The sequence below is a fragment of the Streptomyces lonarensis genome (assembly GCF_012033735.1).
Classification (GTDB): domain Bacteria; phylum Actinomycetota; class Actinomycetes; order Streptomycetales; family Streptomycetaceae; genus Streptomyces; species Streptomyces lonarensis.
Genome location: NZ_JAAVJD010000079.1, coordinates 1 through 21,826, shown reverse-complemented (window position 1 = coordinate 21,826; position 21,826 = coordinate 1). Strand labels below are relative to the sequence as shown.

Annotated in this window: 19 protein-coding genes and 2 pseudogenes; 6 read left to right on the top strand and 15 right to left on the bottom strand. The window is 74.9% G+C overall.

Features of this window, described 5'->3' with window-relative positions; all coding sequences use genetic code 11:
- Both HCN56_RS12470 and HCN56_RS12465 read right to left on the bottom strand, forming a co-directional pair.
- Window positions 1-188: pseudogene (locus HCN56_RS12470) on the bottom strand (hypothetical protein); the annotation flags it as partial.
- 126 nt (window positions 189-314) lie between these two features.
- Window positions 315-1,682 (bottom strand): glutamine synthetase family protein, encoded by a 1,368-nt coding sequence (locus HCN56_RS12465; protein WP_167970395.1) that lies wholly within the window; start codon window positions 1,680-1,682, stop codon window positions 315-317.
- A 131-nt stretch (window positions 1,683-1,813) separates the two neighbouring features.
- Here HCN56_RS12465 and HCN56_RS12460 point away from each other — a divergent pair, with 131 nt between their 5' ends.
- The 3 genes from HCN56_RS12460 to HCN56_RS12450 all read left to right on the top strand — a co-directional run bounded on the left by HCN56_RS12460 (window position 1,814) and on the right by HCN56_RS12450 (window position 3,994).
- Complete coding sequence (locus tag HCN56_RS12460) at window positions 1,814-2,593, top strand: FadR/GntR family transcriptional regulator (RefSeq protein ID WP_167970393.1); 780 nt, start codon at window positions 1,814-1,816, stop codon at window positions 2,591-2,593.
- A 74-nt stretch (window positions 2,594-2,667) separates the two neighbouring features.
- Window positions 2,668-3,393, top strand: a complete 726-nt coding sequence (locus HCN56_RS12455) for a gamma-glutamyl-gamma-aminobutyrate hydrolase family protein (protein ID WP_312871202.1) — start codon at window positions 2,668-2,670, stop codon at window positions 3,391-3,393.
- Between the two features lie 223 nt (window positions 3,394-3,616).
- Entirely contained in the window at window positions 3,617-3,994 is a 378-nt protein-coding gene (locus HCN56_RS12450) for a UBP-type zinc finger domain-containing protein (RefSeq protein ID WP_209312643.1), read from the top strand.
- Between the two features lie 90 nt (window positions 3,995-4,084).
- Here the strand turns inward: HCN56_RS12450 and HCN56_RS12445 are convergent, their stop codons facing one another.
- The gene (locus HCN56_RS12445) at window positions 4,085-4,828 is read right to left on the bottom strand and encodes a helical backbone metal receptor (RefSeq protein ID WP_167970391.1); all 744 of its coding nucleotides are present in this window, start codon (window positions 4,826-4,828) and stop codon (window positions 4,085-4,087) included.
- Between the two features lie 296 nt (window positions 4,829-5,124).
- Between HCN56_RS12445 and HCN56_RS12440 the strand changes: the two genes are divergently transcribed.
- Window positions 5,125-6,030 (top strand): 5'-3' exonuclease, encoded by a 906-nt coding sequence (locus HCN56_RS12440; RefSeq protein WP_167970399.1) that lies wholly within the window; start codon window positions 5,125-5,127, stop codon window positions 6,028-6,030.
- A 31-nt stretch (window positions 6,031-6,061) separates the two neighbouring features.
- On the opposite strand, the gene HCN56_RS26390 is transcribed toward HCN56_RS12440, so the two are convergent.
- Window positions 6,062-6,268, bottom strand: a complete 207-nt coding sequence (locus HCN56_RS26390) for a hypothetical protein (RefSeq protein ID WP_245246482.1) — start codon at window positions 6,266-6,268, stop codon at window positions 6,062-6,064.
- On the opposite strand from HCN56_RS26390, the pseudogene HCN56_RS26385 reads away from it, so the two are divergent.
- Window positions 6,260-6,523, top strand: a pseudogene (locus tag HCN56_RS26385) (CGNR zinc finger domain-containing protein); the annotation flags it as partial. The gene HCN56_RS26390 and the pseudogene HCN56_RS26385 overlap by 9 nt on opposite strands.
- Before the next feature lie 426 nt (window positions 6,524-6,949).
- A complete protein-coding gene (helR, locus tag HCN56_RS12430; RefSeq protein ID WP_167970389.1) occupies window positions 6,950-9,115 on the top strand; it encodes an RNA polymerase recycling motor ATPase HelR in 2,166 nt (721 codons plus the stop codon).
- An 89-nt stretch (window positions 9,116-9,204) separates the two neighbouring features.
- Here helR and HCN56_RS12425 read toward each other — a convergent pair whose 3' ends face one another.
- The 11 genes from HCN56_RS12425 to HCN56_RS12375 all read right to left on the bottom strand — a co-directional run bounded on the left by HCN56_RS12425 (window position 9,205) and on the right by HCN56_RS12375 (window position 21,479).
- Entirely contained in the window at window positions 9,205-12,015 is a 2,811-nt protein-coding gene (locus tag HCN56_RS12425; RefSeq protein ID WP_167970387.1) for a DEAD/DEAH box helicase, read from the bottom strand.
- Between the two features lie 206 nt (window positions 12,016-12,221).
- On the bottom strand, window positions 12,222-13,118 hold the full coding sequence (locus tag HCN56_RS12420) for a diacylglycerol kinase (RefSeq protein WP_167970385.1): 897 nt from the start codon (window positions 13,116-13,118) through the stop codon (window positions 12,222-12,224).
- A gap of 17 nt (window positions 13,119-13,135) precedes the next feature.
- A complete protein-coding gene (gene tatC, locus HCN56_RS12415; protein WP_167970383.1) occupies window positions 13,136-14,071 on the bottom strand; it encodes a twin-arginine translocase subunit TatC in 936 nt (311 codons plus the stop codon).
- Window positions 14,072-14,148: 77 nt separating this feature from the next.
- The gene (tatA, locus tag HCN56_RS12410) at window positions 14,149-14,433 is read right to left on the bottom strand and encodes a Sec-independent protein translocase subunit TatA (RefSeq protein ID WP_167970381.1); all 285 of its coding nucleotides are present in this window, start codon (window positions 14,431-14,433) and stop codon (window positions 14,149-14,151) included.
- A 230-nt stretch (window positions 14,434-14,663) separates the two neighbouring features.
- On the bottom strand, window positions 14,664-14,903 hold the full coding sequence (locus HCN56_RS12405) for a hypothetical protein (protein WP_167970379.1): 240 nt from the start codon (window positions 14,901-14,903) through the stop codon (window positions 14,664-14,666).
- 81 nt (window positions 14,904-14,984) lie between these two features.
- Window positions 14,985-15,947, bottom strand: a complete 963-nt coding sequence (locus tag HCN56_RS12400; RefSeq protein ID WP_167970377.1) for a helix-turn-helix transcriptional regulator — start codon at window positions 15,945-15,947, stop codon at window positions 14,985-14,987.
- A gap of 22 nt (window positions 15,948-15,969) precedes the next feature.
- Entirely contained in the window at window positions 15,970-16,923 is a 954-nt protein-coding gene (locus HCN56_RS12395; RefSeq protein ID WP_167970375.1) for a helix-turn-helix transcriptional regulator, read from the bottom strand.
- A 179-nt stretch (window positions 16,924-17,102) separates the two neighbouring features.
- Entirely contained in the window at window positions 17,103-17,474 is a 372-nt protein-coding gene (locus HCN56_RS12390) for an FKBP-type peptidyl-prolyl cis-trans isomerase (RefSeq protein WP_167970373.1), read from the bottom strand.
- A 92-nt stretch (window positions 17,475-17,566) separates the two neighbouring features.
- Window positions 17,567-18,592 (bottom strand): FKBP-type peptidyl-prolyl cis-trans isomerase, encoded by a 1,026-nt coding sequence (locus HCN56_RS12385; RefSeq protein ID WP_167970371.1) that lies wholly within the window; start codon window positions 18,590-18,592, stop codon window positions 17,567-17,569.
- 208 nt (window positions 18,593-18,800) lie between these two features.
- The gene (gene pafA, locus HCN56_RS12380; RefSeq protein ID WP_167970369.1) at window positions 18,801-20,162 is read right to left on the bottom strand and encodes a Pup--protein ligase; all 1,362 of its coding nucleotides are present in this window, start codon (window positions 20,160-20,162) and stop codon (window positions 18,801-18,803) included.
- Between the two features lie 57 nt (window positions 20,163-20,219).
- On the bottom strand, window positions 20,220-21,479 hold the full coding sequence (locus HCN56_RS12375) for an MFS transporter (RefSeq protein ID WP_167970367.1): 1,260 nt from the start codon (window positions 21,477-21,479) through the stop codon (window positions 20,220-20,222).
- Window positions 21,480-21,826: the final 347 nt, after the last annotated feature.

The window sequence follows — 21,826 nt, the reverse complement described above, 5'->3', positions numbered from 1 at the left end:
ACCGCGACTTCACCGACCGCGGCCTCGCCACCCGCGCCGACCTGATGCCGCGCCACCACGCCGGTGCCGGGGAGGGTCGTGATGACCTGCTCGGTGGCGGGGTCGGTGAGCGTCAGCGTGTGCTCGCCGTCGCCGTCCGTGGGCGTGGGGGCGGGGGTGGGCGGGTCGGTGGGGGCGGGGGCGTGCACGGGGGGCGGCTCCTGGGCGGCGTCGGGGCAACGGGGGCGGGTCGGCCGGGGGTGGCGGCGGGGTACGTGCGGGACGGCGGGACGGCGGGACGGCGGGTCAGCCCGGGTGGCCGGCGCGCGGGCGGGTCACATCCGCTCGAAGGAGCGGACGCGTTCCCAGTCGGTGACGGCGGCGTCGTAGGCGTCCTGTTCGACCCGGGCCATGGTGCGGTAGTGCTCCACCACCTCCCCGCCGAAGGCGGCGCGGGCGATGTCGGAGGCGCCCCAGCGGTCGGCCGCCTCCCGGAGGGTGGCGGGGACGTGCTCGGCGTCGCCGGCGTACGCGTTGCCGAGGCAGGGCTCGGGGAGGTCGAGCCGCTGTTCGACGCCGTGGAGTCCCGCGGCGATCATCGCGGCGACGGCGAGGTAGGGGTTGACGTCGCCGCCGGGGAGTCTGTTCTCCAGCCGGTGGCCGGCACCGTGGCCCAGGACCCGCAGGGCGCAGGTCCGGTTGTCCGGTCCCCACGCCACCGCCGTGGGGGCGAACGAGCCGGGCCGGAACCGCTTGTAGGAGTTGATGTTCGGGGCGTGGAGCAGGGTGAGGTCGGGGAGGGCGGCCAACTGGCCGGCGAGGAAGTGCCGCATCGTCGCCGACATGCCGTAAGGGTCGCTCGCGTCGGCGAGGACCGGCCGGCCCTCGGCGTCCCGCAGCGAGAGGTGGACGTGGCAGCTGTTGCCCTCGCGTTCGTCGTACTTGGCCATGAAGGTCAGGGCGGAGCCGTGCTGGGCCGCGATCTCCTTGGCGCCCGTCTTGTAGACGACGTGTTGGTCACAGGTGGTGAGGGCGTCGTCGTACCGGAAGACGATCTCGTGCTGGCCCAGGTTGCACTCGCCCTTGGCCGACTCGACCGCCAGCCCCGCCCCGCTCATGCCGCGGCGGATGGCCCGCAGCAGCGGTTCGACGCGCGCGGTGCCGAGGACGGAGTAGTCGACGTTGTACCGGTTGGCGGGGGTGAGGCCGCGGTACCCGGCGTCCCACGCCTGCTCGTAGCTGTCGTTGAAGACCAGGAACTCCAGCTCGGTCGCGGCCAGCGCGGTCCAGCCGTGCTCCGCGAGGCGGTCGAGCTGCCGCCGGAGGATCTGGCGGGGCGAGGCCGCGACGGGGGTGCCGTCGTGCCACGCGAGATCGGCGTTGACCATGGCCGTGCCGGGTTGCCAGGGCACGAGGCGCAGCGTGGCCGGGTCGGCGTGCATGGCGAAGTCGCCGTAGCCCTGCTCCCAGGACGACATGGCGTAGCCGTCGACCGTGTTGAGGTCGACGTCGACGGCGAGCAGGTAGTTGCAGCCCTCGGTGCCGCGCTCCAGGACCTCGTCGAGGAAGAACCGGGCGTCGAACCGCTTGCCCTGGAGGCGGCCCTGCATGTCGGTGAAGGCGAGGACGACGGTGTCGATCCGGTCCTCGTCGGTGAGGACCCGCAGCTCCTCGACGGAGAGCGGGGGCGTGCGTTCGGCCACGTTCGGCCTCCTGTCGGTCGCCGGGTGCCTTAAGGTACTGGCGCGAACCATTACTTGGGAAGGACGCCGGCCGCGCGGTGCGTCGGCCACCGCGGCCGACCGGGCCCCGGGTCAGGGAGGAGGCTTAGCGGATGCACGGCGACGACCCCGCTCCGGCGGCCCCCGGCCCGCCGCCCCGTCCCGTCGGAAGCTCAGGCGGCGAACCGGTCGACGCGCCCACCGGGCTCGCCGCCCTCCTCGGTCCGGTACGCGCCGACAGCGGCTTCGAGGAGGCGCTGGAACGATTGCTCCGGACCCTCCGGTTGGGACTGGTGGCGGCCGGGGAGCGGCTGCCGCCCGAGCGGGAACTGGCGGGGCTGCTCGGTGTGAGCCGGGCGACGCTGCGCGAGGTGCTGGAGGTGCTGCGGTCCCAGGGCCTCGTGGTCAGTCGGCGCGGCCGGTACGGCGGGACCTTCGTCGCCGGCGGGCACGACCGGGGCGCCGGGGCGCCGCCCGGCGGCGTGGACATGGCCGACACGCTGCGGCTGCGCGAGGTGCTGGACGTCGGGGTGGCCGAGCTGTGTGCCGCCCAGGGGTTGGGGGACGAGGAGGCGGGCCGGCTGCGCGCGGCGCTGGCCGGAACCGCGGCCGCCGCGCCCGGCGAGTACCGGCGCGCCGACACCCGGTTCCACCTGACGCTCGCCGCACTGGCCGGGTCCCCGTCGCTGTCCGCCCACTACGCGCAGGCCCGCGCCTCGTTGAACGTGCTGCTGGACGGTATCCCGCTGCTGGAGCGGAACCTGGAGCACTCCCAGCGACAGCACGCCCGCGTGGTGACCGCGGTGCTGGCGGGTGACGCCCGGGCGGCGGGCGACGCGATGCGGGAGCACTGCGCCGGGACCGCGGCCCTGCTGCGCGGGTTCCTGACGTGAGGACACGGCCACGTTCCGCGCGGTGCGGCGTGGCAAACGGACCGCGGGAGACCGCGGGGAAACGAGGAGGAACCGTGGCACGGCCGATGATCGGCGTGAGCACCTATGTCGAGTCGTCGGTGCGCTGGGGCGCCTGGGACCTGCCGGCGGCGGTGCTGCCGGCCGGGTACCACCGGCAGGTGCGGGCGGCGGGCGGGCTTCCCGTCCTGCTGCCGCCGGACGACGAGGGGGACGCCGCCGAGCTGTTCGGCCGCCTCGACGGGCTGGTCGTCGCGGGCGGTCCCGACGTGGCACCGGAACGGTACGGCGCCGCACGGCACCCGCGCTGCGGCCCCAGCGGCCACGCCCGTGACGGTGCCGAGCTGGCGCTGATCCGCTCGGCGCTCGACGCGGGGGTGCCGGTGCTGGGGGTGTGCCGAGGCATGCAGCTGCTGAACGTCGCGCTGGGCGGCACGCTGGTGCAGCACGTGGAGGGGCACGGCGGCACACCGGGCGTGTTCGGCTCCCACCCGGTCCGTCCCGTCGAGGACACGCGGCTCGCCGCGATCCTCGGCACCGCCGAACTCCCGGTCCCCACCTACCACCACCAGGCGGTGGACCGCGTCGGTGACGGGCTGGTCGTCTCCGCGTTCGCGGGGGACGGCGTGGTGGAGGCGGTGGAGCGGCCGGACGGCCCGCTGACGCTGGGGGTGCAGTGGCACCCGGAGGCGGGGGACGACGGCCGGCTCGCGGCCGCGCTGGTGGCCGCGGCGGCCGAGGCCGCCGTCCACCGCACGTCCCGGGCCCCCGCGCCGCGCTGAGGCCGCGAGCGGCCGGGGCGGGGCGGACACGGGGCGGGACGGGCACCGGTCGGGACGGGCACCGGTCCTCGCCGGGCGGCGGCCTGCCGTCACTCGTACGGTGGAGTCCCGGAGCGTTCCGGGCGGACGCCGACGGCGCCCGGCCCGTCACCGCGCCGTCCGGCCCGGGCGGGACCTGCCCGAGCGGCGTGGTGACGACGAGCGCCAGGCAGGAGGCAGGACCATGACCGACCGCGAGACCGCACCGCTGCGGGCCGACACCCCCGGCGTGGACGTGACGATGCCGCCGAGCGGCCCCGGCTGCGCCGACTGCGAGACGGAGGGCGGCTGGTGGGTCCACCTGCGGCGCTGCGCGCAGTGCGGGCACGTCGGCTGCTGCGACTCCTCCCCCGGCCGCCATGCCACCGCCCACCACCGCACCACCGGCCACCGCTACGTGCAGAGCTTCCAGCCCGGCGAGGACTGGTTCTGGGACTACGAGGCGGAGCAGGTGCTGGGCGGCCCGGAACTCGCCCCACCGGCGGAGCACCCGTTCGACGTCACCACGCCCGGCCCGCTGGACCGGCTCCCCGCCGACTGGCGGTCGCGCGTCGCGGGGTGACGTCCCGCCGGCCGCGGCCGCTGCCGACGGCCGCTCCGCGCCCCCGCTCGGGCGGCTGACAGCTCGTTGCGGCGCGGCGGGCGTCGGACGTCAGGGGGCCGGGCTCGGCCCGGCGGCCGGCGGCACCGCTCGGGCGAGCGCGGCGGTGAGCACCGCGGGCGCCTCCGTGAGCGAGGGCCCGTACCAGGTGAGGTGCCGGCCGCTCAGCAGGGCGGCGGGCAGATCCGGGAAGGCCTCCGGCCCGTCCGCCGCGCCGAAGGCGTACGGCTCGTCGGGCAGCGCCACCAGGTCGGCACCGGCGGCGCGCAGCCGGTCGAGGTCGATGCGGGGGTAGCGCTCGGGGTGGTCGGCCCAGACGTTGCGGACGCCCAGCCGGAGGAGGAGGTCGCCGGCGAAGGTGTCGCGCCCCAGCACCATCCAGGGGCGGCGCCAGATCGGCACGATCGCGGCGGCGTCGAAGGCGCGGTCGGCCTCCCGCCAGGCGTCCGCGGCGTCGTCGAGCCAGCCCGGTCGCGGCAGCCCGCACCCGGCGACCAGGGCGCGTTCCAGCTCGGTGAAGGCCTGCGGGAGGGTGCGGATCTCCGTGACCAGCACCTCGATCCCCTCCGCCCGGAGCGCGGCGAGGTCGGGCTCCCGGTTCTCCTCCTCGTTGGCGAGCACCACGTCGGGGCGGAGCGCGGCGACGGCGGCGAGGTCGGGGTTCTTGGTGCCGCGGACCCGGATCACGTCGAGGTCGGCGGGGTGCTCGCACCAGTCGGTGGCGCCGACCAGCAGCTCGGGTCCGGTGGCCGCGACGGCTTCGGTCAGCGACGGCACGAGGGAGACGACGCGCATCGGCTCACTCCCTGCCCGGCGCGCCGCAGCACGCCCTGTCGGGGCCGGTGGCGGGACGGTCGGCGGTGGTCCCCTCCGGCGTCGCGGGGCGCCGGACGGGGCGTGGCCGGGAGGGAGGGCGCGGCGGGGCGGGCGGTGCGGTCACGAGGGCGTCCTCCCGTAAGGCGGTGGCCGCGCAGCGGGACGGCCGGGCGGCTCAGGGTACCCACCGGAGGCGCGCGGCGCCCCGGCGCCGGGCGGGGTGACGTGCCGTTGTCGGTGCGGTGCGCGATGATCCGGGGGTGACTCCTCGGCTGATGCTCCTCGACACCGCCTCCCTGTACTTCCGCGCCTACTTCGGTGTCCCGGAGTCCGTCAGGGCGCCCGACGGCACACCGGTCAACGCCGTGCGGGGCCTGCTGGACTTCATCGCGCGCCTGGTGACCGACCACCGGCCGGACGCGTTGGTGGCCTGCACGGACGCCGACTGGCGGCCCGCGTGGCGGGTGGAGCTGATCCCGTCGTACAAGGCGCACCGGGTCGAGGAGGAGGTCGGTGGCGGCCCGGACGTGGAGGAGACGCCCGACACCCTCTCGCCGCAGGTCCCGGTCATCGACGCGGTGCTGGACGCGCTCGGCATCGCCCGCGTCGGCGTCGCCGGGTACGAGGCGGACGACGTCATCGGCACCCTGGCGACCCGGTCACCGGGCCCCTGCGACATCGTCACCGGCGACCGGGACCTCTTCCAGCTGGTCGACGACGGCCGGTCGGTGCGGGTGCTGTACCCCCGCAAGGGCGTCGGCGACTGCGACCTGATCACCGAGGAGGCGGTACGGGAGCGGTACGGCGTCCCCGCCGACCGGTACGCCGACTTCGCCGCGCTGCGCGGCGACCCCAGCGACGGCCTGCCCGGCGTCAAGGGGATCGGGGAGAAGACCGCCGCGCAGCTGCTGACGGAGTTCGGCGACCTCGACGGCGTGCGGGCCGCCGCGACCGACCCCATGTCCTCGCTGACCCCCGCGCGCCGCCGGAACCTGCTGGCGGCCTCGGACTACCTGGACGTCGCGCCGCGCGTGGTGCGGGTGGCCACCGACCTGTCGCTGGAGCTGACGGACCCCACCCTCCCCCGGGTGCCGAGGGACCCGGCGGCGCTGGCCGAGTTGGACGCGCGCTGGGGGCTCGGCGGCTCCCTCCAGCGGGTGCTCCGCACCCTCGACCGCTGACCCGGCCGCCGCCGGCCGGCCCGCCCCCGCCTCACCGCCGGCGCAGGGCCGCGTAGCCGAGGGCGGCACAGGGCTGGAGCAGCGCCGCGCCCAGCAGGTAGTACGCCACGTCACCGACGGCGGCCGTCGCGGCGAGCGCGGCGCCGAGAGCGGCCGCGGAGATCTTCAGCCCGGCGCCGGTGGTGAAGACCTGGGGCCTGCGGCGTTCCGGGGAGTGGTCGGCGCGCAGGCGGAGCACGCCGCCGTACCCCGCCTGTCGCGCCACGACGGCCACGGCTGGCACCTCCACGTCCACCACGAACAGGCCGGGTGGGCCGGCTGGTTCCTGGCCTCCGGCGCCCTCGCCCTCGCCGGGTTGCTGAGCGAGCACGGCCGTGCACCGTGGGGCGAGTGCGGGGCACCCGGGTGCCGGCGACTCTTCCTGGGGACGGGGCCGGGCGCGGCGCAGCGCTACTGCTCCCAGGCGTGCGCCACCCGGGTGCGCGTCGCGTAGCACCGCAGACGACGGAAGGAGTCGCGGCAGGGTTTTCGCGACTGAGGCAGCTCGGGGCGCAGCGTCATCCGAGACGGAGCACGCGCGAGGGCGGGCACAAGGCGCGGGCGCGGGGCGCGCGACGATTGAGTGGCCTGCGCGGGAGCCGGCACTGGGCCGCAGCGGCGCTCGGCGGCGCATCGTGCAGGGACGGAGCCGCCGATGCGAGGGGCGAAACGGGAGGTCACCGCCGACCGACTCTCCCTGCCACTCTCAACCTATAGCTCACCGGGGGGCTTGCGGCAAGACCCCCGTCGTGGCGCAAAATCGCAGGCCGAACCCGGAACCTGCCGAATGAGTGGTTCACGACATGCCTACCCGCTTGCGAGTATCGTCCCCACACGCCGCACAGCCGTGCTGTTCCGCCGCGGAACGGAGCTGAGGCCCATGACCGGTACCGAGGCCGGGATCAGCGCCTTCGAGCTCCCCGCCCGCCTCGCGGCCAAGGCGGACCCCGCGCTGATCGCCGAGGACGAGCGGCACTTCGCCGCCCTGTCGGCCTGCCTCGCCGCCACGGTCACCGAGCTGACCGACCGGCTCGCCGACCTGCGCCGTTCGCCGGGCGGCGTGGGTCGGGAGGCGATGGACCGGGACGCCGAGATCCACCGCGTCTCCGCGCGGCTGGGCACCCTGAGCCGGTTCGGCCTGGACCTGTGCCTGGGCCGGGTGGTCGCCGCCGACGCGGACGAGCCGCTCTGGATCGGCCGGCTCGGACTGACCGACGGCACCGGGCGGCGGCTGCTCGTCGACTGGCGCTCCCCCGCCGCCGCGCCGTTCTTCGCCGCCACCCACGCCGCGCCCGCCGGCCTGGCGAGCCGGCGCCGCTGCCGCTGGCGGAACGGCCGGGTCGGGGACTACTGGGACGAGGTGTTCACCGCCGCCGACGGGCTCACGGCGAACGCCGCGCTGGACGACCAGTCCGCCTTCATCGCGAGCCTGGCCGGCAACCGCTCCACCCGGATGCGGGACGTCCTCTCCACCATCACCGCAGACCAGGACGCGGTGATCCGCGCGGACTCCCGCGGTGCGCTGGTCGTCGACGGCGGGCCCGGCACCGGCAAGACCGTCGTGGCGCTGCACCGCGCGGCCCACCTGCTGTACTCCGACCCCCGGCTGGGGCACCGTCGCGGTGGGGTGCTCTTCGTGGGTCCGCACGAGCCGTACCTGGCGTACGTGTCGGACGTGCTGCCGAGCCTCGGCGAGGAGGGCGTCCTCACCTGCACGCTGCGGGACCTCGTGCGGGAGGGGGCCGACGCGGTGCCGGAGCCGGACCCCGAGGTGGCGCGGCTGAAGTCGTCGGCCGCGCTGGTGGGGGCGATCGAGCGCGCCGTCGGGATCTACGAGGAACCGCCGCAGGAGGGCACGGCGGTCGCCGCCGACTGGGGCGACCTGTGGGTGAGCCCGGCGGACTGGGCCGAGGCCTTCGACGCCCCCGACCCCGGCACGCCGCACAACGAGGCGCGCGAGCAGATCTGGGACGAGCTCGCCGACCTGCTGCTGGACCGCGTCGAGGAGGAGGTCCCGCCGGAGGCGTTCCGCAGGGCGCTGCGCGCGGACCGCGAACTGGCCGGCGTCCTGCACCGGGCGTGGCCGCTGGTCGAGGCCGCCGACCTCGTCGGGGACCTGTGGACCGTCCCCGCCTACCTGCGGCTGTGCGCGCCCTGGCTCGACCGGGACGAGGTGCGGCGCCTGCAGCGCGAGGACGCCGGGGCGTGGACGGTCCCGGACCTGCCGCTGCTGGACGCCGCCCGGCAGCGGTTGGGCGACCCCGGCGCCGCGCGGCGCGCCCGGCGGTACGAGGCGGCCGTCGCCGACCAGCGGGAACGCACGGACGCCGTCATCGCGGACATCATCGCCGCCGATCCAGACGGGGAGGGCGCGGTGACGATGCTCCGGGGCGAGGACCTGCGCGACACGCTCGTCGACATCGCCTCGCTGCCGACCGCCGACCCCGACCGCGCGGCGGGGACGTTCGCCCACGTGGTGGTGGACGAGGCGCAGGAACTCACCGACGCCGAATGGCAGATGCTGCTGCTGCGCTGCCCCTCCCGGAGCTTCACCGTCGTGGGCGACCGGGCCCAGTCCCGGGCGGGGTTCACCGAGTCGTGGACGCAGCGCCTGGAACGTGTCGGCCTCCGGCAGCCCCGGCTGGCCTCACTCACCATCAACTACCGCACGCCGCAGGAGGTGATGGCGGAGGCCGAGCCGGTCATCCGGGCCGTGCTGCCGGACGCCAACGTGCCGACCTCGGTCCGCAGCGGCGGGGTGCCCGTCCGCCGCGGTGCCGCGGCCGACCTGGAGTCGGTCCTCGCCACGTGGCCGGCGGACCACGAGGGCGCGACCGCCTGTGTCATCGGCGCCCCGTCGTTCCCGGACACGCCGCGCGTCCGCTCCCTCTCCCCGGAGCTGGCCAAGGGGCTGGAGTTCGACCTGGTGGTGCTGGTCGAACCGGAGGCGTTCGGGGCCGGTGTCACCGGGGCGGTGGACCGCTACGTGGCGATGACCCGCGTCACGCGGCAGCTCGTCGTGCTCACGGGCGCGCGGGGCGGCTGACCGCCGACGCCCGGCTGACCGCGGACGACCGGCCGGGCGTCGGCGTCCGCGCGGCGGGACGGGACGCCCCACCGCGCGTCCGTCGGCGATCAGCCCACGGAGGTGTACGCGACAACGCCCCGCAGCACGCCGTCCACCGCCTTCCGGGCGTTGCCGGCGACCGACGAGCCAGGGGGCGCCGCCGCGGCGACCTGCCCGAGGACGTCCACCACCTGCTTGCACCAGCGCACGAAGTCACCGGCCGGCATCTCCGCGTCGCGCAGCACCGCGTCCAGCCCCTGCCCGTGCACCCAGCGGTGGACCGGCAGCGCGAAGCCCAGGTCGGGCTCCCGCTGCCCCACACCGGTCGACTCGCCAATGCGGTGGTCCTCCTCGACGGCGTCCAGCCGCCCCCAGATCCGCACCATCTGTGCCAGCGCGCTCTTGGCGGGCCCGGAGGGGAGGTCGGGCGGCAGCGCGTCGTCCGCGGAGCGCGCCTCGAAGACGAGGGCCGAGACGCAGGCCGCCAGATCGGCCGGGCCCAGTCCCTCCCAGACTCCCTCCCGCAGGCACTCGCTCGCCAGCAGGTCCAGCTCGCCGTGGAGGCGGCCGAGGCGGCGGCCGTCCTCGGTGACCTGGTCGCCGTCGAGGTAGCCGAGCTCGCTCAGGACCGCGCAGACGCGGTCGAAGGTGCGCGCGATCGTATTGGTCCGCCCCTGGATGCGGCGCTCCAGCTGGCGGGTGTCCCGCCGCAGCCGGTGGTACCGCTCCGACCAACGGGCGTGGTCCTCCCGGTCGTCGCAGCCGTGACAGGGGTGCGCACGGATCGCGGACCGCAGCCGGGCGATCTCACCGTCGTCCGCGGCCTCGGAGCGGCGCCGCCCGCGGTGGCGCTCCGGTTCGAGGTGGCCCGCCTTGGTGCGCAGCGCCGAGGCGAGGTCGCGCCGGGACTGCGGGCTGCGCGCGCTGAAGGACTTGGGGATGCGCATCCGCTCCATGGGCTCCACCGGCACGGGGAAGTCGGCCGAGTTGAGCCGCTTGACCTGCCGCTGCGCGGTGAGCACCAGCGGCCGCGGCCCCTCGTCCCAGCCCGCGTCGCGACGCGGGGCGCGGGCGCCCCGCCCGGAGTCCACCCCGGGGTCGAGCACCAGGGCGAGCCCGGCGAACCGGCCCGCCGGGACGTGGATGACGTCCCCGGGGCGCAGCCGTTCCAGCGAGGTCGAGGTCTCCGCCCGGCGCTGGGTGGCGCCCTGGCGGGCGAGCTCGTTCTCCCGCTCGCGCAGCGAGCGGCGCAGGCCCATGTACTCCTCGAAGTCACCGAGGTGACACGTCATGGACTCCCGGTAGCCCTCCAGCCCCTCCTCGTTGCGCCGCACCTGCTTGGTGATGTCGACGACCGAGCGGTCGGCCTGGAACTGGGCGAACGACGTCTCCAGCAGCTCGCGCGACCGGTGGCGGCCGAACTGGCCGACCAGGTTGACCGCCATGTTGTAGGACGGCTTGAACGAGGACCGCAGCGGATAGGTGCGGGTGCCGGCGAGCCCGCCCAGCGCGGCGGGGTCCATACCGCGCTGCCACAGCACCACCGCGTGGCCCTCGATGTCGATGCCCCGCCGCCCGGCGCGGCCGGTCAGCTGGGTGAACTCGCCGGGCGTGATGTCGGCGTGCGTCTCGCCGTTCCACTTGACCAGCTTCTCCAGCACCACGGAGCGGGCGGGCATGTTGATCCCCAGGGCGAGGGTCTCGGTGGCGAAGACCGCCTTGACCAGCCCGCGGGAGAAGAGCTCCTCCACGACCTCCTTGAAGGTGGGGAGCATCCCGGCGTGGTGGGCGGCGATGCCCCGCTGGAGCGCCTCCAGCCACTCGAAGTACCCCAGGACGTGCAGGTCCTCCTCCGCGATGGAGGCGGTCCGCTCCTCGACGATCTCCCGGACCTGGGCCCGCTCCGCCGCGTCGTTGAGCCGCAGCCCGGCGACGAGGCACTGCTGGACGGCGGCCTGGCAGCCGGCCCGGCTGAAGATGAAGGTGATCGCGGGCAGCAGCCCCTCGGCGTCGAGCCGGTCGATGACCTCGGGGCGCCCCGGGGTCCACATCCGGGCCCGCTGGCGGCGCTCCCGCTCGCGGTCCGCCTCGCGGCGGGGCCGGCCCCGCCGGCCGTCGCGCCCGCCGGGTCGGCTGTTCTCCATCCGTGCCAGCCGCACGAGCTCCGGGTTGACCTCGCGGCGGCCACCCTTCTCCTCGAACAGGTCGTACATCCGGCGGCCCGCCAGCACGTGCTGCCACAGCGGCACGGGCCGGTGCTCGGAGACGATGACCTGGGTGTCGCCGCGGACGGTGTCCAGCCAGTCGCCGAACTCCTCCGCGTTGGAGACCGTCGCCGACAGCGACACCAGGGTGACCGACTCCGGGAGGTGGATGATCACCTCCTCCCAGACGGCGCCGCGGAAGCGGTCGGAGAGGTAGTGGACCTCGTCCATGACCACGTAGCCGAGTCCGTCGAGGGTGCGGGAGCCCGCGTAGAGCATGTTCCGCAGCACCTCGGTGGTCATCACCACCACCGGGGCCTCGGCGTTGACGCTGTTGTCCCCGGTCAGCAGCCCCACGTGGGCGGCGCCGTACCGCTTGGCGAGGTCGTTGAACTTCTGGTTGGAGAGCGCCTTGATGGGGGTGGTGTAGAAGCACTTGCGGCCCTGGGCGAGCGCCAGGTGGACGGCGAACTCCCCCACGATCGTCTTGCCGGATCCGGTGGGCGCCGCCACCAGCACACCGCGGCCGGTCTCCAGTGCCCGGCACGCATCGGTCTGGAACGGGTCGAGGGTGAAGTCGTAGCTCTCGCGGAACGCCGCGAACTCGGTGGCCTGGTCGGCGGTGCGCCGACGGGCCGCGGAGTAGCGCTCGGCGGGGGTGAGGTCGTCGGTCATCGTGCGTCGAGCCTACCGGCCCGGGCCGACGGAGCACCTGGGGTTTTGGCGGTGTCCCGCGCCCGGCGTGCACCTCCGCGAGCCGGGACGCGGCGTGTCGGACCCGCCGTCGGGCGCGCGGGCGCGCCGGCGGCGGTCGGGACGTCGTAACGGAGGCGGCCGACACGCCGGGACGGCGCCGGCGTGCCCGGGACCGCTCCCGACTCTCAGCCGCCCGCCCCCAGCACCCGCACCGCGCCCGGCACCGTCCGTGCGGTGAGCGGCAGTCCCCCCAGCGGGTCGCCGTCCGCGTAGGCGGCCGGCTCGGGGGCGGCCAGCGTGACCCGCGCCGCCCGCAGGACGGTGACGACCCGATGGTCGACGTGTCCGCCGTGGCGGACACTCGGCAGCACCCGCAGCAGCGTCCGGCGGGAGCAGGCCCCGACGACGGTGATGTCGAACAGGCCGTCGTCGGTGCGCGCCCGCGGGCAGATCCGCAGTCCACCGCCGTAGGACGCGCCGTTGCCGACCGCCACCAGTGTGGCGTCGTGCTCCTGCCAGGGACCGTCGTCGAGCCGGAGCCGGAACGGCGACGGGCGCAGTGCCGCCAGCTCCGCGAGGATCGCCACGTCGTATCGGAGCCGACCCCGCGGCCACGTCATCCGGTTGGCCCGGTCGTTGACGCGGGAGTCGAAGCCGGCCGCCAGAACGGTGCCGAACCAGCGGTCCCCGACGCGGCCGAGGTCCACCGGCGTTCCTCCGCCCGCCGCCAGCGCCCCCGCGACGCGGGCGGCGGCCGCCTCGGGTTCCCGCAGCGGCAGCCCGAGGGCGCGGGCGAAGTCGTTCCCCGTGCCGGCGGCGACCACGCCCAGCGGGGTGCCGGTGCCGGCGACGGCGTGGAGGGCGAGGGAGACCAGCCCGTCGCCGCCGACGGCGACCAGGGCGCGGGCGCCGGCCGCGACCGCCTCACGTGCGCGCCGCAGCGCGTCCGAGGCGTCGAGGCCGACCACCGCTCGGACGGGGTGGCCGGCGTCGCGCAGCACCCGGGCGGCCGGGGCGGCGCACCGGCCGCCGCCGCCTCGGCCCGCGGTCGGGTTGACCAGCAGGCATATCGCGTCGTTCACCGCGGGTGCGCCGGACGTCAGGTCACGTCGTCGAAGCCGCCGCCGCGACGCGGGCCGCCGTCACCGGGGGAACGCGGCGGGGTCACCCGGCCGGGAGCGTCGATCGGTTCCGGTGTCAGGTCCAGGTCGGACGCCTCGTCGTCGCTCAGCTCCGGCCCGGCCGCGCGGCCGCGGCGCCGGTCGTTGAGCAGCGCGATCCCGGTGGCGACGAAGTACAGCGCGGTGACCGGGACGGCGAGGGCGAGCATGGACATCGGGTCGGTGGGGGTGACGATCGCAGCGAAGATGGCGATGCCCATCACCATGCCGCGCCACCAGCCCAGCATCCGCCGGCCGCTGACGACGCCGCCCAGGTTGAGCATGACCAGCACGAGCGGCAGCTCGAAGGCGAAGCCGAAGGCGATGGCGAGCCGGACCGTGATGTCGAGCAGATCGGAGACGGTGACGAGGTTGCCGGCGTTGTCCGGGGTGAACTGCAGCAGGACCGGGATCGCGCGGGGCAGCAGCCAGTGGGCGACGTACACGCCGGTCAGGAAGAGCGGCGCGCCGAAGGCGACGACCGCGGCGGAGTAGCGCTTCTCGTTCTGATGCAGGCCGGGGGCGATGAACGCCCAGAGCTGGTAGAGCCAGACCGGCGAGGCGAGCACCAGGCCGGTGAAGAGCGAGACCTTGACGTAGGTGGTGAAAGGCGAGGTCAGACCCTGCTGCACGAGGTCCGCGCACCGCCCGGAGCCGGGCTCCTCCTCCAGGCAGTTGGGCAGCGGGTCGGTCAGCAGCGCCATGATGTCCTTGGCGAAGAACATCGCGACGACGGTGACCACGAAGATCGCCAGCACGCCGATGGCGAGCCGGTTGCGCAGCTCCCGCAGGTGCTCCACGAGAGACATGCGACCCTCGGGGTCCCTCTGCGGCTTCTCCTTGCGCTGGTCCCCGTTCCGGGCGGCCTTCAGCACCCCGCGTCCTTATCTGCTACGGCGGGCCGGCGTGTGCCGGCCCGCGTCGAGCTGCCCTGCGCAGCGGATCTCGGAAGTCAGCCCTGCGCGTTGCCGCGGGGCTCCTCGACCGGCCGGGCGGAACCGACGTCGCCGGGGGCCGCCTGGATGGTCCGGGTCGCCGGCTGGGGCGCGGCGGGGTCGTGCTGCGCGGACTGGGCCTCGGCGCTGTCACCGTCCTTGCGCAGCGCGCTGGTCTCGCTCTTCAGGATGCGCAGCGACTTGCCGAGCGCCCGAGCCGTGTCCGGCAGCTTCTTGGACCCGAAGACGATGACGACGAGTACCGCGATGATGACGAGCTGCCACGCTCCGATTCCGCCCACTTCGGCCACCTATCTCTTTCGGGGGGTGCGTGATGTCCCTCGCTGTGCCGGACAGGGTGTGTCCCGGCCGGTCGGCACGCCGAGTCATGGTAACGCTTCGGGGTAAATACAAAGCAATGCCCGGGAAGCGGAAAGCACGTGGCGTGACCGGAACGGCCGGGGCGCGCCCGGCCGCGTCGGAGCGCCCCCCGGGCGGGGCCCCGGGGTCGGCCGGCCACGCCCGGTGGGGGTCAGTCCCGGGTGCCCCGGGCCTCCGGCCCACCGGTCGAGCCGCTGCTCAGCGCGCCGCCATGGCGGCTGAGGGGGACGGCCGCGCGCTCCAGGTCGGCCGCGGCGCGGGCGATCCGCTCGGAGCTGTCGCCGACCGCGGCCGAGAAACGCCGGACCTCGATCCCGACCCGGACGGCGAACACGGCGACGACGGCCACCCCGCAGAAGGCGAGGGTGAGATGCAGCATGGGCCAGAACATGCGGCGAGCCTAGCCCAGCGCCGTCGCCCGCCCGGGGACCGGCCGCCCCGGACCCGGCGAGCGGGCGGGACGTCCGCCGCCTCAGCCGCCGTAGGCGGCGAGTGCCTCGCGCGCGGCTTCGCGGGCGCTGTCGGCCAGCGCCGGCGGCGAGACGATCCGGCCGTCGCCGCCGAGTCGCAGCGCCAGCCGGCGCAGCGTGGTGGGGTCGGCCGTGCGCAGGGTGATCCGCAGCCCGCCGTCGGCGAGCTCCTCGGCGGTGTCGTGCGGGTAGTACTCGGCGACCCAGCGGCCGGCCGGGCCGACCTCGATCACCACCTGCGGGTCCCCCGCGGCCGGCTGCACCAGGCCGGCGCTGAGGTCCCGGGGCTCGACGGGCGGGGGCTCGGCCGGGGTGTCGAGGACCTCGATCGACGTGACGCGGTCCAGCCGGAAGGTGCGGCGCGCCTCGGAGCGGCGGCACCACGCCTCGACGTAGGTGTGGCCCACGGCGAAGAGCCGGATCGGGTCGATCTCGCGGTCGGTGAGCTGGTCGCGCCCGGGCGAGTAGTAGCGAATCCGCACCCGGCGGCGCTCCGCTATGGCCCGGTCGATGTCCGCGAAGACCCCGCCCTCGGACTCGAAGGTCACCGACAGCCGGGAGCTGGCGGCCGCCGTCTCGCCGGCGGCGGCCTCCAACTTCGCGGTGGCGCGCAGCAACGCGTCGCGGTCGCTGTCGCGCAGCCCGGGGAGGGTCGCGACGGCGCGCGCGGCGACCAGCAGCGCGGTGGCCTCGTCGGCCGCCAGCCGCAGCGGGCGGCCCGAGTCGTCGCCGACGGCCTCCGCGTTGTACCACCAAATGCGCTCGCCGTCGGTGTCGATGTCGAGCAGGTCCCCGCCGCGGAAGCTGGTGCCGCACATCGGGAGCACCTGCAGGTCGGAGATGAGTTCGTCGGAGGTGACACCGAAGGCGCGGGCCACCTCGTCCACCCGGGCCCCCGGGCGGTCCCGGAGGTAGGTGACGAGCGACAGCAGCCGCCTGGTGCGGTCGATGGCGTTGACCGCCATGGCAGTTCCCCTATCCCCTGGTCTATCCCTTGGCGACGGCACGGAGCCGGTCGACCACGTCGGCCCGCAGCTCCGCGGGTTCCAGCACCACCAGGTCCGGTCCGAACTCGGCGAGCCAGGCGCCGAGCCCGTGGCCGTGCGGCAGCTCCAGCTCGTCCCAGCCGTCCGACCCCTCGACGAGGGAGGTGGCGCGGGCACGGAGCGGGTAGCCGGAACCGGTGCGGAGCCGGATGCGTGCCTGTCCGGTGGCGTGCTCCCCGGCCCAGGCCGCCACGGACTCCCGGACCGTCACCCGGTCGGGGACCGGGGCGGTGAAGTCACCGCCCCGGGAGCGGACCTTGCCGGTGATGCGGGAGAGGCGGAAGACGCGCTGGTCGTCGCGGCCCCGGTCCCAGCCGGCGAGGTACCAGTGCCCGCGCCAGCACTCCAGGGCCCAGGGCTCCACCACCCGCGGGGTGGAGCGGGCGGCGTTGGCCTTGCGGTACTCGAAGAGGACCGGGCGGCGGTCGCGGCAGGCGATCATCAGCGGCTCGAACGACGCCTCTCCGGCGGGGATGCGCGGCTCCAGCGCGCTGAACGGGGCCTCGGCGTCGGCCGTCTCCGGCATGCCGCCCGCCCGCAGCTTCTGCAGCGCGGCGCCGGCGGCACCCGCGAGCCGCACCTGCTGCCAGACCTTGGCCGCCAGGCCGAGGGCGGCGGCCTCGGCCGGGTCCAGGCTCAGCGGCGGCAGCCGGTTGGAGTCGGGCCGGGCGATGTAGCCGGTGTCGCCGTCCAGGCTCTCCACGGTCTCGATGACCATGCCGAGTTCCCGCAGGTCGTCCTTGTCCCGCTCGAACATGCGGTTGAAGGCTTCCTCGCCGCCGGCCTCGATGTACGCCTCGATGGAACCGCGTAGCTCCCGCTTGCTCAGCGGGCGGCTCGCCCCCCGTAGGCACAGCGCGAGATTCATCAGCCGCTCTGCCTTGGCAATGGCCATCGACGCGCCGCCCTCTCTCAACCGTCGTAACGGGACCGACCGTACCGCTATCGGCACGGTCGGCGAAACCGAGGGCCCGGCACCCGCGGGGTACGCGGGGGCCGGGCCCCTGGACGGCGGTCGGGCCGCCGGTTCCGGCCGCGGTGGGCCGGTGGTGTCCGCTGCCGGAACGTCGGACGTCAGACCGCGACGAGGTCGCAGACGAAAATCAGCGTCTCGCCGGGCTGGATGACGTTGCCGGCACCGCGGTCGCCGTAGGCCAGGTGCGGCGGGATGATCAGCTGGCGGCGGCCGCCGACCTTCATGCCCTGCACACCGCGGTCCCAGCCGGAGATGACCTGGCCGGCGCCCAGCTGGAACTGGAGCGGACGGCCGCGGTTCCAGCTGGCGTCGAACTCCTCACCGGTGGAGAAGGCCACGCCGACGTAGTGGACCGAGACGTTGGCGCCTGCCTCGGCGACGGGGCCGTCGCCCTCCCAGAGGTCCTTGATCTCCAGGTCGGCCGGCGGCTCGCCACCCGGGAAATCGACCTCGGGCTTGGTGTTGCTCACGACTATGGCTCCTTGGTTGGCTGCTGGCTCCTGGCCACCGCGCCGCCCGCCGCGGGCGGGTCGGCCGGCGGCCTGTGGTCATGGGAACGGGGTCAGACGACGCCCAGAAGATCCACGACGAAGACCAGGGTACTGTCCTGCAGCTCGTGGCCCTCCGCCGCGGCGTAGCCCTCGTTCGGCGGGATGGCGACCACGACGCGGTCACCGACGTTCTTGCCGGTCAGCGCCTCGTCCCAGCCCTGCACCACGGCGCCGACGCCGATCTGGAAGGCAGTGCCCTCACCACGCTGCCAGGAGGAGTCGAACAGCTCGCCGTCCTCCCACTTGACGCCGGAGTACTGGACGACGACGCCGTCGCCGGCGGTGATCTCCGGGCCGTCGCCCTCGATCAGCACCTGCTCCTGGCGCTCGGCCGGCGGGTCCTCGCCCTCGGGCACGGCGATCTCCGGGCCCTCGTCGCCGAAGGTGACCTCGGGCATGCCCTCGGCGGGCTCGGCCTGCTCGCCCTCGACCTCACCGGCCGGGTCGGTCGTGGAGGCGCCGACGATGTCGATGACGAGGACGATGCCGTCCTCCTCCTCCATGCCCATCTGGACGACCTGCGGGCCGATGATGGTGCCCACCTGGCCCTCGACCAGCACACGGCTGCCGACCGACTGTCCGACGACGCCGTCGAGGATGGCGGCCGGCATCATGCCGTCCTCACCGACGCGGGCGACGTACTGGGCGCGTGGGGCGTCCTCGGTCTCCTCGGCGTCCTCGCCCTCCTCGGCGCCCGGGGCGGGCGCGGTGGGATCGGTCCAGGTGTTGATCTGCTCCGCGTCGTCGGAGGCGGTCACGCCGACGAGGTCGGTCCGGACGTAGTCACCCTCGGAGACCTCCTCGCCGTCGCCCTCGGTGATGACGGTGACGCGGGGTTCCTCGGGGTACTCGGCGTCGGCGTCGAGCTCGATCTCCGGCTTGGCACCCAGCTCGCCCGAGACCACGGTCGTGGCCTCGCCGCCGGAGCCGCCGGAGTTGTCGGAGCCGCCGTCGTCGGAGCCGCAGGCGGAGACGAGGAGCAGGGCCGGTACGGCCAGCACAGCCGCCAGGCGTTGCGCGGTCTTGGTGGGAATCATCAATCCAACTCGCGATCGGGGGGATATCGGGGTCGGGACCCGCTGGTCCCGATCCACCCTACGGCCTCCCGGAGCGAAGCCGGCGGTGCTCGGGTGAGGACCGGGAGGAAGCCCGCCGCAGGGGCTCCGCCGACGGCCCGCCCGCCCGGCGGCGGCACGGCGGGACAGGCCGCGGCCCCGCCGCCCGGAGGGGCGGCGGGGCCGGTGCTCACATGCCTGCGATCAGCTTCTCCACCCGTTCGTCCACCGAACGGAAGGGGTCCTTGCACAGCACGGTGCGCTGCGCCTGGTCGTTGAGCTTGAGGTGGACCCAGTCGACCGTGAAATCCCTGCGCTGTTCCTGTGCGCGGCGGATGAAGTCGCCGCGCAGCCGGGCGCGGGTCGTCTGGGGCGGCACGGACTTCCCCTGGAAGACCAGCAGGTCGTTGCAGACCCGCTTTGCCTGCCCCTTGCGCTCCAGCAGGTAGTAGAGACCGCGGCGCCGGTGGATGTCGTGGTACGCGAGGTCTATCTGCGCGACCCGCGGGTTGGACATCGACATGTCGTGCTTGGCGCGGTACCGCTCGATGAGCTGGTACTTCATGACCCAGTCGATCTCGGTGGCGACGCGGTCGAGGTCCTCCTCGCGCACCGCCTCCAGGGTGCGGCCCCACAGCTCCAGCACCTGCTCGGTGATGCCGCTGCGGATTCCGCGCCGCTCGCAGAAGTCCAGTGCCTTCTCGTAGTACTCCTGCTGGATCTCCAGCGCGGATGCCTCGCGCCCGGTGGCCAGCCGCACCTTGCGGCGGCCGGTGAGGTCGTGGCTGACCTCCCGGATGGCCCGGATCGGGTTCTCCAGCGTGAGGTCGCGCATCACGGTGCCGGCCTCGATCATCCGCAGCACCAGGTCGGTGGCGCCGACCTTCAGCAGCATCGTGGTCTCGGACATGTTGGAGTCGCCGACGATGACGTGGAGGCGCCGGTAGCGCTCCGCGTCGGCGTGCGGCTCGTCACGGGTGTTGATGATGGGCCGGGAGCGCGTCGTCGCTGAGCTGACGCCCTCCCAGATGTGCTCGGCGCGCTGGCTGACGCAGAACACGGCGCCGCGGGGCGTCTGGAGGACCTTGCCCGCGCCGCAGATCAGCTGCCGCGTCACCAGGAACGGGATGAGGACGTCCGCCAGCCGCGAGAACTCGCCGTGGCGACCGACGAGGTAGTTCTCGTGGCAGCCGTAGCTGTTGCCCGCGGAGTCGGTGTTGTTCTTGAAGAGGTAGACGTCGCCGGCGATGCCCTCCTCGTGGAGCCTGCGCTCGGCGTCGACGAGCAGCCCCTCCAGGATGCGTTCGCCCGCCTTGTCGTGGGTGATGAGTTCGGTGACGTTGTCGCACTCCGGTGTGGCGTACTCGGGGTGCGACCCGACGTCCAGGTACAACCGGGCGCCGTTGCGCAGGAAGACGTTGCTGCTGCGGCCCCATGACACGACGCGGCGGAAGAGGTACCGCGCCACCTCGTCCGGGGACAGCCGACGCTGGCCACGGAATGTGCAGGTGACGCCGTACTCGTTCTCGAGCCCGAAGATTCGGCGGTCCATGTGTGAACAGTACGCCCGCGGGCGCCCTCCCAAACCGGGTTCGGCGCGGCGTTGCGATCATTTTCCCGCGGTGCCGCTCCCCGGGACCGGTTCCACCGCGGCCTCCGTCGGCGCGAGGGCGACCTGGCCCGCGCGCACGGGCGGTACGGCGAGGACCGCGCGGGTCGACAGCAGCACCAGGAGCGCGGCGACGCCGCCGACGCCGGCCACGGCGAACCCGGCGACCACGCCGACCTCCTCCAGGATCGGGCCCACGACCGCCGTCCCCCCGGCGACACCGACGCCGAAGACGGTCACCAGCCAGGAGAACGCCTCGGTGACGGTGCCGGTCGGCGCGTGCCGGTCGATCACGACGAAGGCGCAGGCGAGGACGGGCGCCAGGAACAACCCGGCGAGACCGGCCAGCAGGGTCATCGCGAGTACCGATGACGGGGCGAGCACCAGGGGCAGGTAGCCGGCGGCGAGTGCCGCGACCAGGACGACGAGGCGCCGTTCGGGCTCGCCGGTCCAGGTGCGGGCGCCGTACCAGAGCCCGCCGACGAGCGCGCCGGCGCCGAGCGAGGAGAGCAGGTAGGTCGAGATCAGCTCGTTGCCGGCGTTCTCCGCGTAGGCGACGGCCGCCACCGAGATGGACCCGAGCGAGATACCGACGAAGAGGAACGCCCCGAGCAGGACCAGCATCCCGGGAGAACGGAGGGCGCCGAGCCAGTGGGCCTCGCGCGGCCGGCTGCGCCAGTCGCGCGAGGGCGCGGAGGTCACCACCGCCAGGGCCCCCAGGACGCCGAGGACGTTGACGACGAGCAGCGCCCCGGCCGGGGACCACGCGGCGACCAGCACCATGACCACCAGCGGGCCGACGGCGAACATCACTTCCTGCGCGACCGCGTCCAGCGCGTAGGCCCGGTGCACGCGGTCCTCGCGCTTGAGCACGGAGGGCCACAGCGCGCGCAGCCCACCCTCCAGCGGCGGGGTGGCCACGCCGGCCACCACGATGGCCAGCGCCGCCGGCAGCACCGGGTCGACGGCGATGGCCGCCAGCAGGATCATCGCGACGGCGGAGACCACGGCGGAGGGCAGCATCACGCGCGGCTGCCCGTGGACGTCCGCGAGTCTGCCGAGCCAGGGCTGCCCGACCGCGGTGGCCAGGCCGTACAGCGCCGCCAGCGCGCCCGCCAGCGTGTAGGAGGCCCCCTCGCTGCGCGCGAAGATGACGATCGCCAGCGGTGCCGTCGCGTAGGGCAGCCGCCCCACCAGCGTCGCGGTGATCAATCTGCTCGCGTGCGGCATCCGCAGCAGCTCCATGTAGCCCGTCGCCATTCCCGGTCCCACTCCCTCGGCTCGCCGACGCACCCAACCGCCCGCCGCCCGCGGGGGCGGGCACGGGACCACGGGTAGTACGTATAACGGGGATGATTATACGTACTACCCGTGGTTGTCGGCGGCCGCCTGACACACTGGTCCGCACCGTGGGCGGCCCCGCGGGGGTGCGACCGGGTGCCCCGCGCGCGGGAGCCGACGCCGGGACCCCGGCGCGCGCCCGCAGGAACGGAGTGGCAGTGACGCAGCACGACGGAAGTGACCCGGCCCGGCACCGCGAACGGCGGCGACCGGGCACCCGGCGGGCCGGGGGCGGCCGGCGGTGAGCCGCGGCAGCGGCACCACGG